11 protein-coding genes are annotated in these 14,360 nt (G+C 43.2%); all 11 read left to right on the forward strand.

All coding sequences use genetic code 11. From position 1 onward, the window contains the following. The first annotated feature begins 1 nt into the window (after window position 1). The 11 genes from infB (at window position 2) to CYJ57_RS02190 (ending at window position 14,200) form a co-directional block, all read left to right on the forward strand. Window positions 2-2,281, forward strand: a complete 2,280-nt coding sequence (infB, locus tag CYJ57_RS02140) for a translation initiation factor IF-2 (RefSeq protein ID WP_101953892.1) — start codon at window positions 2-4, stop codon at window positions 2,279-2,281. A 32-nt stretch (window positions 2,282-2,313) separates the two neighbouring features. Next, complete coding sequence (gene rbfA / locus CYJ57_RS02145; RefSeq protein WP_101953893.1) at window positions 2,314-2,670, forward strand: 30S ribosome-binding factor RbfA; 357 nt, start codon at window positions 2,314-2,316, stop codon at window positions 2,668-2,670. Window positions 2,671-2,732: 62 nt separating this feature from the next. Continuing rightward, the gene (gene truB / locus CYJ57_RS02150) at window positions 2,733-3,641 is read left to right on the forward strand and encodes a tRNA pseudouridine(55) synthase TruB (RefSeq protein WP_101953894.1); all 909 of its coding nucleotides are present in this window, start codon (window positions 2,733-2,735) and stop codon (window positions 3,639-3,641) included. Window positions 3,642-3,659: 18 nt separating this feature from the next. Beyond that, window positions 3,660-4,601: a riboflavin biosynthesis protein RibF gene (gene ribF, locus CYJ57_RS02155; RefSeq protein ID WP_101953895.1), complete on the forward strand. Its 942-nt coding sequence runs from the start codon at window positions 3,660-3,662 to the stop codon at window positions 4,599-4,601. Window positions 4,602-4,626: 25 nt separating this feature from the next. Beyond that, complete coding sequence (locus CYJ57_RS02160) at window positions 4,627-5,496, forward strand: YitT family protein (RefSeq protein ID WP_006701195.1); 870 nt, start codon at window positions 4,627-4,629, stop codon at window positions 5,494-5,496. Between the two features lie 144 nt (window positions 5,497-5,640). Beyond that, entirely contained in the window at window positions 5,641-6,660 is a 1,020-nt protein-coding gene (gene hrcA, locus CYJ57_RS02165) for a heat-inducible transcriptional repressor HrcA (protein WP_101953897.1), read from the forward strand. Between the two features lie 18 nt (window positions 6,661-6,678). Beyond that, entirely contained in the window at window positions 6,679-7,281 is a 603-nt protein-coding gene (gene grpE, locus CYJ57_RS02170) for a nucleotide exchange factor GrpE (protein WP_101953898.1), read from the forward strand. Between the two features lie 52 nt (window positions 7,282-7,333). Continuing rightward, a complete protein-coding gene (dnaK, locus tag CYJ57_RS02175) occupies window positions 7,334-9,157 on the forward strand; it encodes a molecular chaperone DnaK (protein WP_101953899.1) in 1,824 nt (607 codons plus the stop codon). A 79-nt stretch (window positions 9,158-9,236) separates the two neighbouring features. After that, window positions 9,237-10,397 carry a molecular chaperone DnaJ gene (dnaJ, locus tag CYJ57_RS02180; RefSeq protein WP_101953900.1) on the forward strand — a complete coding sequence of 387 codons (1,161 nt, stop codon included), beginning with the start codon at window positions 9,237-9,239 and terminating at the stop codon, window positions 10,395-10,397. Between the two features lie 146 nt (window positions 10,398-10,543). Beyond that, on the forward strand, window positions 10,544-12,367 hold the full coding sequence (lepA, locus tag CYJ57_RS02185) for a translation elongation factor 4 (protein ID WP_006701200.1): 1,824 nt from the start codon (window positions 10,544-10,546) through the stop codon (window positions 12,365-12,367). Between the two features lie 165 nt (window positions 12,368-12,532). Further along, entirely contained in the window at window positions 12,533-14,200 is a 1,668-nt protein-coding gene (locus CYJ57_RS02190) for a formate--tetrahydrofolate ligase (RefSeq protein WP_101953901.1), read from the forward strand. Window positions 14,201-14,360: the final 160 nt, after the last annotated feature.

Consider the following 14,360-nt stretch of genomic DNA (forward strand, 5'->3'; position numbering starts at 1 on the left):
TATGTCCAAGAGAGTATATGAATTTGCGAAAGAAATAAATCGAACCAGTAAAGAAGTCTTGGCTGAAGCGAAAAAGTTAAACATTGACTTTGGTAGCCATATGTCAGCCATTACACCTGAACAAGAAAAGAGTATTCAACAAGCTTACAGTGGTGCAAAACAAGCTGCTCCCGCTGAAAAACCAAAAACCAAAAAAGAAACAACATCAACAAAAGCAAAATCGAACAAAAAATCTTCAGATCAAAAAGCTGTCCCATCGAAAGCAGCGAAGAAAAATGATGCGCAAGAATCATCTCACAAACGCGAGGAAAAAAAACATCGTCGAAATCGTCGAGATGAGCGCAATGAATCAGCGAACGATTCAAAACCAAAGAATCAAAAAAACAATAAACGTACGCGCAATCAGCGAGAAGATACTACTGAAGAACGCTCAGGTGGCAATCGCCGTAATCGTCGCAACCGTCGTAACCGTAATAAACAACAAAAACCTACGACAAGCGGCCTAACGGAGCGTAAACATAAAGAATTGCCTGAGAAGTTAATTTATACCGAAGGCATGAATATTCAAGATATCGCGAAGATTTTCCACCGTGACGCGACTGAAATCATTAAGAAATTAATGATGAACGGCGTGATGGTTAACCAAAACCAAGCGTTATCAAAAGACGTCATCGAGTTAATCGCGATTGATTATGGAGTTGAACCGGAAGAAAAAGTCGTTGTCGATACAAGTGACCTTGAAATTTACTTCGAGGAAGAAGATAACCCAGCTGATTTACAAGAACGTCCAGCGGTTGTTACCATTATGGGACACGTTGACCATGGTAAGACAACGTTACTTGACCAAATCCGTAAGTCCCATGTAACGGCAGGTGAAGCAGGGGGGATTACGCAACATATCGGTGCGTATCAAGTAAAAGTTAACAACAAACCAGTAACCTTCCTTGATACCCCTGGACACGAGGCGTTTACAACAATGCGTGCTCGTGGAGCGGACGTGACGGATATTGTTATTATTGTTGTGGCAGCGGATGATGGCGTGATGCCACAGACTGTTGAAGCAATTAATCATGCGAAAGCTGCCGATGTACCGATCTTAATTGCCGTTAATAAGATGGATAAACCAACTGCCAACCCAGATCGCGTTAAACAAGAATTAACTGAACACGGTATTATTCCTGAAGACTGGGGCGGCGACAATATTTTCGTAGAAATTTCAGCGCGTGAGAACTTGCATGTTGATGATTTACTTGAGATGGTTCAGTTAGTCGCTGAAGTCCAAGAACTTAAGGCGAATCCAAATAAACGTGCCATTGGGACTGTGATTGAAGCGCGTCTTGACCAAGCCCAAGGATCCACAGCCACCTTACTTGTTCAAAACGGAACGATGAAAGTCGGCGATCCAATTGTAGTAGGGAACACTTATGGACGTGTCCGTACAATGGTCAACGACCACGGTCGTCGAATCCAAAAAGCAGGACCAGCGACGCCGGTTGAAATTACCGGATTGAACGATGCACCTCAAGCAGGTGACTTATTCGCTGTCTTTGAAGATGAGAAATCAGCCCGTGCAGCGGGTGAATTACGTAAGCAACAAGCTCAAGAAAAACAACGTCAATTAACCCATAAAGTTACCTTAGATAACTTATTCGATACCTTACAAGAAGGCGAATTAAAGTCTGTTAATGTGATTATTAAAGCAGACGTTCAAGGTTCGGTTGAAGCTTTAGCATCCAGCTTGCAAAAGATTGAAGTTGAAGGTGTCAAAGTCAATGTTGTTCATAAAGCCGTTGGTGGTATTAATGAATCGGATGTGACACTTGCGTCAGCGTCAGGGGCAGTGATTATTGGATTTAACGTCCGTCCTACCCATCAAGCACGTCAATTGGCTGAGGAAGAAGAGATTGATATTCGTCTACACCGCGTTATCTATAGTGCAATTGACGAAGTAGAAACTGCGATGAAGGGGATGCTAGACCCTGAATATGTTGAAGAAATTCAAGGACAAGCGATTGTTCGCGAAACCTTCACCGTATCGAAATTAGGTACCATTGCTGGATCCTTTGTAACCGATGGTAAAGTGACGCGTTCGAGCTTAGTTCGCTTAATTCGTGACAACATTGTGATTTATGAAGGTGAATTAGCAAGCTTGAAACGATTCCAAGATGATGCGAAAGAAGTCGCTCAAGGTTATGAATGTGGGATTATGTTAGAAAACTATAACGACTTTAAAGTGGACGATATTATAGAGGCATACCATATGGTTGAAGTTAAGAAATAATTTGAAACAGACAGAAATAAAGGAGGATATGCATGAGCAATCATCGTGTTGGACGTGTTAGACAAGAAGTTTTACGAGAAGTAAACGATATTTTACGTTCAGACGTAAAAGACCCACGTGTAGAAGGCGTCACGATTACAGATGTGACCTTAACTGGGGACTTACAAGATGCAGTTATTTATTACAGTACGCTGTCAGATAAAGCCGGCGAACGCCAAAAAACACAAGCAGGTCTCGATTCCGTACAAGGCTTAATTCGTAGTAAATTGGGCGAGCGCTTAACACTTTATAAAGTGCCAAGCATTCGCTTTGAACGTGATCAATCAATTGACTACGGCCAACGAATTGACCAATTATTAGATCAAATTCATCAATCAGATGAAGAATAAACGAGTAAGGCTGTGAGAACACCATCCTTCACAGCCTTTTTCGTTCTGTAAGGAGGGATTAAGTGTACCACGGATTATTACCGATTTGGAAAGAGAAGGGACTAACGAGCCACGACGTGGTGTTTAAGTTGCGTAAAATCTTACGAATGAAACGGATCGGACATACCGGGACATTAGATCCCGATGTTGAAGGAGTCTTGGTGGTCTGTCTTGGTAAAGGAACTAAACTCGTTGAGACCTTAATGGATTCGGATAAAGTCTACCGAGGTGAAGTGACGTTCGGTTTTGCGACAGATACAGAAGATGCGAGCGGCCAAATTACCGAGCGAACTCGGGTTACACAATCTCCATCAATCGAGTCAATTGATCAAGCCATGGCTTCGATGGTAGGCGAGATTGACCAAGTTCCCCCGATGTATTCGGCAGTCAAAGTCAACGGGATGAAGTTATATGAGTATACCCGTCAAAATATCCCAGTTGAACGTCCGGTTCGTCGAGTGACCATCCGTTCATTTCAACGTTTGTCGCAACCGTTAGGGGATCCGGTTGAAGGAACGTGCAAGTTTAACTTTGAAGTCTGCTGTAGTAAAGGGACTTACGTCCGGACTTTGGCAGTTGATTTAGCGAAGCAGCTAGGCTATCCTGGGCATATGTCACAATTAGTTCGACTTGAGACCAGTGGATGCCAAGCGGAACAAGCGTTGACATTGGAAGAAGTGGAGCAGCTGCAAGCATCTGACACATTGGCGACTCGAATTGTTTCGCTAGAACAGGCTGTCCAACGCTTCCCGCAACGGATGCTTAATGAGGAGGATGCGGTTAAAATTCAACACGGGCAAGTGTTGCCACGAGATTATTTTGGCACACCTCTGAGTGAACCGACGGCCTTATTCTATCAAGACAAGGTCTTAGCTATTTATCAACCACATCCACAAAAACCAGACTGGATCAAACCGATGATCATGTTTTAAGTTGAGAGAGGAGCACTTATGGAGATTATACAATTAACCTATCCGCTCAATCGAGCACAAATTCCTAATCAGCCGATCGTGCTCGCTCTCGGATTTTTTGATGGGGTGCATTTAGCTCATCAACGCGTGATTCAAGTCGCGAAAGACAAGGCGCGCTCACTTCAACTACCGTTAGCGGTGATGACTTTCAACCAGCATCCCAGTCAATTACATCACCCCGAAGCGAATCGAGCGTATCCCTATTTGTCGATACTTAGGCGAAAAATTGAATTGATGGCGCAGTTCGGGGTAGATTATCTCTATATTGTGGACTATACTGCGGAATTTGCTGCGCAAACACCGCAACAATTTGTGGACGATTATTTAGTAGGGCTTCATGCCCAAGTTGTCGTGGCTGGATTTGACTATACTTATGGTATTCCGGCACTGGCCAATATGACGACATTACCAAGGCATAGTCAGGGGCGCTTTGAAATTATTGAAGTGCCTGAATACACTCAATTCAATGAGAAGATTAGCTCATCCATCATTCGTCAAGCGATTTTGGCGGGTGAGATGGAACGGGCGAATTCGGATTTAGGTTATATCTATACGACGACCGGGACCGTCATTCACGGCCAAAAACGTGGTCGCACACTCGGATTTCCAACGGCGAATTTAGCGTTGGATCCTGGACAACTGACACCCGCAATCGGTGTTTACGCAGTGCGCCTGCAAGTTGGGGGCCAGTGGTATCTCGGTGCTGCCTCAATTGGCTACAATGTCACCTTTACCGACCGCACGCAAGTGCATATCGAAGTGCACTTATTAGACTTTTCGGAGGATATCTACGGTCAGTCGGTCAAAGTAGAATGGCATCATTACTTACGTGGTGAGATTAAATTCGACAATGTTGAAGGACTCATCGATCAATTACGGCAAGATGTTGAGGCGACACATCAATATTTTGCCAAACAATAAAATACTTTCTAATGGAGGTCCGCCTATGAAAAATATCATCAAAACCATCGCCTTAATTACAATCGGCACATTTATTTTCTCGATTGCCGTAAACTCTGCTATCATCCCAAATGAGATGGGGGAAGGCGGTATCACTGGGGTTAATATGTTATTACTTTATGTTTTTGGCTTTAACCCGGCATTAAGTAATTTAGTGATTAATATTGTAATTTTATTTATTGGTTGGAAATTACTCGAAAAGCAAACGATCTACTATACACTATACGCTATTGTGATGATGTCCTTCTTTATTCAATTTGTGAAATTACCAGTCTTTGTCCCACAAAATACTATTTTACCGCCAATTATGTCCGGGATTTTAATTGGAACCGGCGTTGGAACGGTCTTAGCTGCTGGTGGAACGACTGCGGGAACGGATATCATTGGTCTCGTCATTAATAAGTTTTTCGGCGTACCAGTCTCAGCCGCGCTCTTCTCAATCGATGCGGTTATTATTACGTCATTATCGATGGTGATTGGATTAGAGAAAGCCTTACTATCTCTTGTTTCAACCTTTATTACGTCCCGTGTCATTAACTTTATTATGAACGGACGCAATCCAAAACGATCCATTATGATTATCTCCGATCAACACGAAGCGATTGGGGAAGCCTTGGCCCATAAGATTAACCGTGGTATTACCATTATTAATGGTTACGGCTACTACTCTAAAGCTGAAAAACACATTATGTATGTGGTGGTGAACCAAATTCAACTTTCACGGGCGCAGCGGGTGATTCATGAGATTGATCCGAAAGCCTTTGTGACGGTTACCGAAGTCCAACAAGTGGCAGGGGAAGGATTTAGCTTCTTCCATGATGATAAAGTTCAAGTACTTGATGAAGAAATCCTATAACAGAGCCTTTTTAGCACTCTTATCAAAAGAGTGCTAATTTTTTTGCTTTTTTGATCAAAAAGGCTTGACTTATTCTGACATACCTTGTATTATAATGATAGTTAGCACTCCGAGTAGTATAGTGCTAATAAAGAGGTGACATACATGTTAACATCGAGACAGAAGGAAGTCTTATACGCGATTGTGCGGCTTTACAACCGATCGGCTGAGCCTGTTGGCTCACGGACGCTCTTGCGTGAAAGTAAGTTAGAAGTAAGTCCGGCAACCATTCGTAATGATATGGTGGTGCTCGAAGGTAAAGGGCTGTTGAAGAAGATGCATACTTCAAGCGGACGGGTCCCATCATTGGATGCCTACCGACAGTATGCTGATGTCTTAATTCATCATCACCCAGAGCTCGATTTAAAGCTAAGTGAAGCGGATTTGCAAAGTATTAAAGCTTTGACCCAATCCAATAATTATTCAATCTTCCAACGCGCTTTGTTGGCAGCGGATCTCTTAGCTTCGATGACTCACTATACTGTGACGGTCTTCGATCAAGCGCAACATATCCATTCTTTCCAAGACTTTAAGTTGGTACCGCTAGACTCCAATAGTTATATTGCAACGCTCGTAACCGACCAAGGACGGATTGAAAATGATGTGGTGACGTTAAACTTTAGTTTAAGCGAAGAAAATATTGAACAAATCAACCAACTGATGAATCAAGAATTAGCTGGACTGAAGTTAGATGAAGCATATCAACGTGTTCGACTTTCGATTCCGTTGATGATCCAGCGCATTGTCGGTTATCAAATTGACTTTACGAATTTGATCTCCAAAGCTTTGAATCATGCGAAATCTCATCAATATTATGTAAGCGGTAAGCATAATATCTTCAATCTATTAGATGTTAACACCGGGATTGACGCTTTCAAGGAGTTACTTGAGCTGGTCGATGGGTCTAACCAATTGTTCAACTTGATGGAACAAGCCTCTCCAGAGATGGAAGTATTGTTTAGTCAAGATTTCTTAGAACATGAAGTGCCGATGACCTTTATCCGTCAAGCTTATGAATCGCAAGGTGAACAAGTGGCAATCGGTCTATTTGGACCTTCCACCATGGCCTACGAGCGAGTGATTCCATTAGTCAACCGAGTAATCAACCTATTAAAAGCATATTAAGTAAAAGGAGGATGTCACTTGTCAAAAGAAAATAAAAACCAATCACTTGAAGAAGAGCAATCAATGAACGAAGCTGAAGAAGTAACGACGTCAGATGTAGAGTCTGAGGAAGTTGAAGCTGAAGCGGTTGTTGAACCTGAAGTGGTGGAACAAGACGCAGAATTTGATGAATTAGAAACGTTAAAAGAACAGACGGAACAATTAGAAGACCAAGTCTTACGTCTGCAAGCTGAGATTGCGAATATGCGACGGACTCACACCCGTGACCGACAAGAAGCGGCTAAGTACCGCTCAGCGAATCTCGCATCCAAACTGGTCGATGCGCTCGATAACTTGGAGCGAGCACTCGATAGTGAGATTGAATCCGAAGATGGCTTAGCCTTAAAGAAAGGCGTTGAAATGGTCTATCAACAATTGATCCAAGGATTCAATGAAGAAAATATTGAAGTAGTGAACCCGCTGAACGAACCGTTCGACCCGAACTTTGAGCAAGCTGTCTCAGTTATGCCAGCCGAAGAAGGTGTCGAAGATAATACGGTCGTTCATGTTGTTCAAAAAGGCTACAAAATTGATAACCGCGTCATTCGACCTGCGATGGTCATTGTCGCGCAACAACAATAATTCGATAACGTATTTACAGACTAATAAATTATAGAAAAAGGAGATAATCATTATGGCTAAAATTATAGGTATTGACTTAGGTACAACAAACTCTGCTGTCTCTGTCTTAGAAGGTGGCGAAGCAAAAATTATTCCAAACCCAGAAGGAAATCGTACAACCCCTTCAGTGGTCGCATCTAAAAATGGCGAAATCCAAGTGGGTGAAGTTGCGAAACGTCAAGCAGTAACCAATCCTGATACGATTGGATCAATCAAACGTCATATGGGAGAATCAGGTTACAAAGTTTCAATGGGTGGTAAAGACTATACCCCACAAGAAATTTCTGCGATGATCTTACAATATATGAAGGGTTTTGCAGAAGATTACTTAGGTGAGAAAGTAGACAAAGCCGTTATTACTGTCCCTGCTTACTTTAACGACGCACAACGTCAAGCTACGAAAGACGCTGGACGTATTGCTGGACTTGAAGTTGAACGAATCGTTAACGAACCAACTGCTGCAGCATTAGCATATGGTTTAGATAAAGATGACAAAGACGAAAAAATCTTAGTCTTCGACTTAGGGGGCGGTACTTTTGACGTATCGATTCTTGAGTTAGGTGACGGTGTCTTTGACGTATTATCTACGGCAGGAGATAACCACTTAGGTGGGGACGACTTTGACCAAAAAATTATTGACTACTTAGTCCAAGAATTTAAGAAAGAACATGGTATCGACTTAAGCCAAGATAAAATGGCAGCACAACGTTTGAAAGACGCAGCAGAAAAAGCGAAAAAAGACTTATCGGGTGTTTCTCAAACTCAAATTAGCTTACCATTTATCACCGCTTCTGAAGCAGGGCCACTTCACTTAGAAATGACCTTAACCCGTGCGAAATTCGAAGAACTTGTTGATGACCTTGTTGAACGTACGAAAAACCCAGTTCGCCAAGCGATTAGCGATGCAGGGATCAGTGCATCTGAAATCGATGAAGTCATCTTAGTTGGGGGATCAACACGTATTCCAGCGGTCGTTGAAGCGGTCCGTAAAGAAACAGGTAAAGAACCTAATAAATCCGTGAACCCAGACGAAGTTGTAGCAATGGGTGCTGCGATTCAAGGTGGTGTTATCTCTGGAGATGTGAAAGATATCGTCTTACTTGACGTTACTCCACTTTCACTCGGAATTGAGACCATGGGTGGCGTATTTACTAAATTAATCGATCGCAACACAACCATCCCAACAAGCAAGTCTCAAATCTTCTCTACCGCAGCAGATAACCAACCTGCAGTAGACGTTCACGTCTTACAAGGTGAGCGTGAAATGGCGGCAGATAACAAGACACTTGGACGTTTCCAATTAACGGATATTCCACCTGCACCACGTGGTATCCCACAAATCGAAGTAACTTTCGATATCGATAAGAACGGGATTGTTAACGTTAGTGCGAAAGATTTAGGTACACAAAAAGAACAAACGATTACGATTAAATCTTCTTCAGGTCTATCTGATGAAGAAATCGAACGTATGATTAAAGATGCAGAAGCGAATGCCGACTCTGACAAAAAACGTCGCGAAGAAGCTGACTTACGTAACGAAGCGGACCAATTAATCTTCACAACCAATAAAACAATCGATGAGTTGAAAGACAAAGTGTCTGAAGATGAGATCAAACAAGCGGAAGCAGCACGCGATGAATTACAAGCTGCCATCGAACAAAATGATCTTGAAGCCATCAAGACAAAACGCGATGCATTAAATGAAATTGTCCAAAACTTAGCGGTAAAACTTTATGAGCAAGCCGCCCAAGCCCAAGCTGCTAGCGAAGGGGAAGGCACCTCATCTCAAGATGACGGTGTGGTAGATGCGGACTTTGAAGAAGTTGACGAAGACTAATTCGAATCAACAACCCAAAAACCAAGGTGGCGACAAACTCCCCTTGGTTTTTGTCGGTTAGTAGCGTAGGAGGTGGAATATGGCGAACAAACGAGATTATTATGACGTCTTAGGTGTCTCACGTGATGCGTCGGACGCCGAGATTAAGAAAGCATACCGTAAATTATCGAAAAAATATCACCCCGATATTAATAAAGAATCCGGGGCAGAAGCGAAGTTCAAGGAAGTAACAGAAGCCTATGAAGTGCTCTCTGATAGTCAGAAACGAGCCGCCTATGACCAATACGGTCACGCAGCCAATGATCCGAATTTCGGTGGCGGCTTTGGCGGTGGCTTCGGTGGCTTTGGTTCAGCGGGCGCAGGTGGTTTCGGTGGCTTCGATGATATTTTTGAACAATTCTTCGGTGGAGCTGGATCTTCACAACGTCGAGCGCGTCCGAATGCACCCCGTCGAGGTAACGATCTGCAATATCGGATGACCTTAACTTTTGAAGAAGCCATCTTTGGTAAGGAAGAAACCATTCAATATCACCGCGATGAAGCATGCCATACGTGTCACGGTTCCGGTGCGAAAGCGGGTAGCGAACCTACGACTTGTAGTCGCTGTCACGGTTCCGGTGTCATTCAAGTTGAACAGAATACCCCATTCGGTCGCATTATGACCCAACAAACATGTAATGTCTGTGGAGGTACTGGGAAAGAAATTAAAGAAAAATGTGAAACGTGTCACGGTTCAGGTATCGAATCACAACAACACTCCGTTAAAGTTACGGTGCCAGCAGGTGTCGATGATGGCCAACAAATTCGACTCAGTGGACAAGGGGAAGCCGGCGAAAATGGTGGTCCATATGGCGACTTGTATATTATTTTCCAAGTCAAACCGAGCGAACAGTTCGAGCGAAATGGCACAGAAATTTACTTTGAGTTACCGATTACCTTTGCGCAAGCCGCACTCGGTGATGAAGTGGTTGTACCGACCGTCCACGGTAATGTGAAGTTGAAGATTCCAGCAGGTACGCAAACCCATACCGAGTTCCGACTCAGAGGCAAAGGGGTACCGTCACTCAACGGTCACCGTACAGGCGACCAACATGTGATTGTTAAAGTGGTGACACCAACGAAACTTTCTGGTCAAGAGAAAGAACTCTATGAACAAATCGCGAAAGTTTCTAAGCAAGATTTGAAATCGGACGATGGAAACTTCTTTAAGAAAGTTAAAGACATCTTTACTGATGACTAATTGAATGAACGAATGAGTCAAGCCTTCTGGTAAGATTCATTCGTTTTTTTGAATGTTAAAATAACTATATTTTAGTCGCTTTTTTTGATAGAATAGAAGGGTATCGACATCGACGTCGTAAGATTCGAACGAAGGAAGTGAGTTAGATGAACTTAGAACAATTACATAAGCGACAACAAAATATTCGGAATTTCTCGATTATTGCCCATATTGACCACGGGAAGTCGACCCTAGCTGACCGCATCTTGCAAAAGACAAACACCGTAGCGGCTCGTGATATGCAAGACCAATTGCTCGATTCGATGGATTTAGAGCGCGAGCGTGGGATTACCATCAAACTGAATGCGGTAGAGGTCAAATATACGGCAGAAGACGGCGAGGAATATACGTTCCATTTAATTGATACGCCAGGACACGTCGACTTCACATATGAAGTATCGCGTTCATTAGCAGCCTGTGAAGGCGCCATCTTAGTGGTCGATGCGGCCCAAGGCATTGAAGCTCAGACGCTGGCTAACGTTTATTTAGCGTTGGATAACGACTTAGAGATTCTACCAGTAATCAATAAAATCGACTTGCCAGCGGCTGATCCAGAACGTGTGCAACATGAGATTGAAGATGTCATCGGACTCGATGCGTCGGAAGCCGTGCATGCGAGTGCGAAGTCAGGGATTGGGATTGAAGAAATCTTAGAACAAATTGTGCAAAAAGTACCAGCACCATCTGGTGACATTGAAGCACCACTTAAGGCCTTAATCTTTGACTCGGCTTATGATAGTTTCCGCGGCGTCGTCTTGAACATCCGGGTAATGGATGGGACGGTTAAAGCCGGCGATAAGATCAAATTAATGAGTAACGGGAAGGTATTTGAAGTCGCAGAAGTTGGAGTTTTCTCACCCCATGCAGTCAAGCGTGACTTCTTGATGGCAGGAGACGTTGGTTACTTAACAGCGAGCATTAAGACGATTCAAGATACCCGAGTGGGGGATACAGTGACCTCAGCGAATAATCCGACGGCAGAACCTCTGCCAGGGTACCGCAAGTTGAACCCAATGGTCTTTGCTGGGCTTTATCCGGTGGATTCGAGTGATTATAACGACTTGAGGGAAGCACTCGAACGTCTGCAACTGAATGATGCCAGTCTACAATTCGAACCTGAAACTTCGCAAGCGTTAGGCTTTGGTTTCCGGACTGGATTCTTAGGCTTGTTACATATGGACGTTATTCAAGAGCGATTGGAACGTGAATTCAATCTCGACTTGATTATGACCGCACCGTCGGTAATTTACCAAGTGACTAAGACAGACGGTAGCGAGATCGTGATTGATAATCCATCGACTTTACCGGACAGTTCGGAAGTCGACCAAATTTTTGAACCGTACGTCAAAGCGACCATTATGGTACCAAACGATTATGTTGGCGCAGTGATGGAATTATGCGAACGCAAGCGCGGCGACTTTGTCACGATGGATTATTTAGATCAAAATCGGGTGAATGTCATCTATGAACTACCAATGGCAGAAATTATCTTTGACTTCTTTGATGCGCTGAAGTCGAACACTAAAGGCTACGCGTCGCTCGACTACGAAGTGATTGGCTATAAACCATCGAACTTAGTGAAGTTGGATATCTTATTGAACGGCGAAGTCATCGACGCCTTCAGTACAATTGTTCACCGCGACTTTGCTTATAATCGCGGACGCGACTTGGCAAGCAAGTTGAAAGAAATTATCCCACGACAAATGTTCGAAGTGCCAGTCCAGGCAGCAATTGGTCATAAGATTATTGCTCGAACCACGATTAAAGCGTACCGTAAAGACGTTACGGCGAAACTCTACGGTGGGGACGTTTCACGTCGTAAGAAATTACTTGAGAAACAAAAAGAAGGTAAGAAGCGAATGAAAGCCGTCGGAAGCGTGGAAATTCCACAAGAAGCCTTTATGGCGGTGCTCTCGATGGAGAATGATTAAGCATAACTTGCAAAAAATAATTTAATTGAGAACTCAGGAAAGCGATAATTGTGTCGCTCAACCCCTGAGTTCTTTTGAATTTTTTCTCGCTTACTTTTCGTTTTGATTTCGCTTACTTTTATGTTATGATGAATACATAATTTGCGAATACTTAGGAGGTATGAAATGGTATTAAGTGATATTGAAATTGCAAATGCTGCCGAATTGGAGCCGATTAAGGATGTAGCGGCTCGAATTAACATTCCTGAGGAAAAGTTAATTCCTTATGGTAACTACAAGGCTAAGATTGAAACTGACATGAACTTCAAGAAAGAGAATGAAGGTAAATTAATCTTAGTAACAGCAATCTCACCAACACCTGCTGGAGAAGGTAAGACAACAACGTCTATCGGTCTAGCAGACGGTTTACGTAAGATTGGCAAGAAATCTGTTATCGCACTTCGCGAACCTTCTTTAGGCCCAGTTTTCGGGGTTAAAGGTGGAGCTGCTGGGGGTGGATACGCTCAAGTTATCCCAATGGAAGATATTAACTTACACTTTACAGGTGACTTCCATGCGATTACTTCGGCACATAACTTATTAGCCGCAATGCTTGATAACCATATTCACCATGGTAATGAATTAGGCATCGACGTTCGTCGCATTAACTACAAGCGTGTAATGGACATGAACGACCGTCAATTACGTCACATTGTTAACGGACTTCACGGTAAAGTTAACGGTACACCACGTGAAGACGGATTTGATATTACGGTTGCTTCTGAAATTATGGCAATCTTATGTCTATCTGTTAACATCGAAGACTTAAAAGAACGTCTAGGTAACATTATTATTGGTTACAGCTATGACGGTAAAGCTATTACAGCGCGTGACTTAAAAGCAAACGGTGCAATGGCTGCTTTACTGAAAGATGCTATCAAACCAAACTTAGTTCAAACATTAGAAGGAACACCAGCATTCGTTCACGGTGGACCATTCGCGAACATCGCTCACGGATGTAACTCAATTATCGCAACAAAATTAGCCCTAGAATATGGGGACTATGCGATTACTGAAGCTGGATTCGGTGCAGACTTAGGTGCTGAGAAATTCTTAGACATCAAGTGTCGTTACGCTGATATCGAGCCAAACGCAGTGGTTATCGTTGCAACGGTTCGTGCGCTGAAAATGCACGGTGGTGTTGCGAAAGACGACTTAGAGCCTGAAAACTTAGAAGCATTACGCAATGGTTTCGAGAACTTAGAGCGTCACATCGACAACATTAAGAATGTTTACAACTTAAACCCAGTTGTTGCCGTTAACCAATTCCCAACAGATACACAAGCTGAGACTGATTTATTAATCGAATTATGTGAAAACCTTGGCGTTAAGTGTGCATTATCTGAAGTATGGGCTAAAGGTGGAGACGGTGCAATCCAATTAGCAGAGTACGTTGTTGAAGCTGCTGAGAAACCTTCAAAACTTGAATTTGCATACGACCTTGAAGATTCTATCGAAGACAAAGTTAATGCAATTGTTCAAAAAGTTTACCGTGGTAATGGTGCGAAATTCAGCGCGAAAGCGAAACGTGCAATCCGTGAAATCAACGAGTTAGGTCTATCAAACCTACCAATCTGTATGGCGAAGACACAATACTCATTCACTGACAACCCTAAATCAATGGGTGCACCAACTGACTTCGATATCTCAATCTCAGAAGTTCGCTTATCTGCCGGTGCGAAATTCATTGTAGTCCTAACTGGATCTATCATGACAATGCCTGGTTTACCTAAGCGTCCATCTGCAGAAAACATCGACATCGACTCAAACGGTAACATCACTGGTTTATTCTAATTAGATACTGATTCAAAAGGCACGCCGAGCGGCGTGCTTTTTTGTGTGGGTGCGCCCAGCATGGGCGTTAACTTGGCGGTTCAAGTCCGCTACAGGCTTTGCAGTAGGAACTGTTAGCTAAGGGCAAGGGTGTCCGTCGTGAGGCGGAATCTGAAGGAAG

The sequence above is a fragment of the Falseniella ignava genome (assembly GCF_002847645.1).
Classification (GTDB): Bacteria; Bacillota; Bacilli; order Lactobacillales; family Aerococcaceae; genus Falseniella; species Falseniella ignava.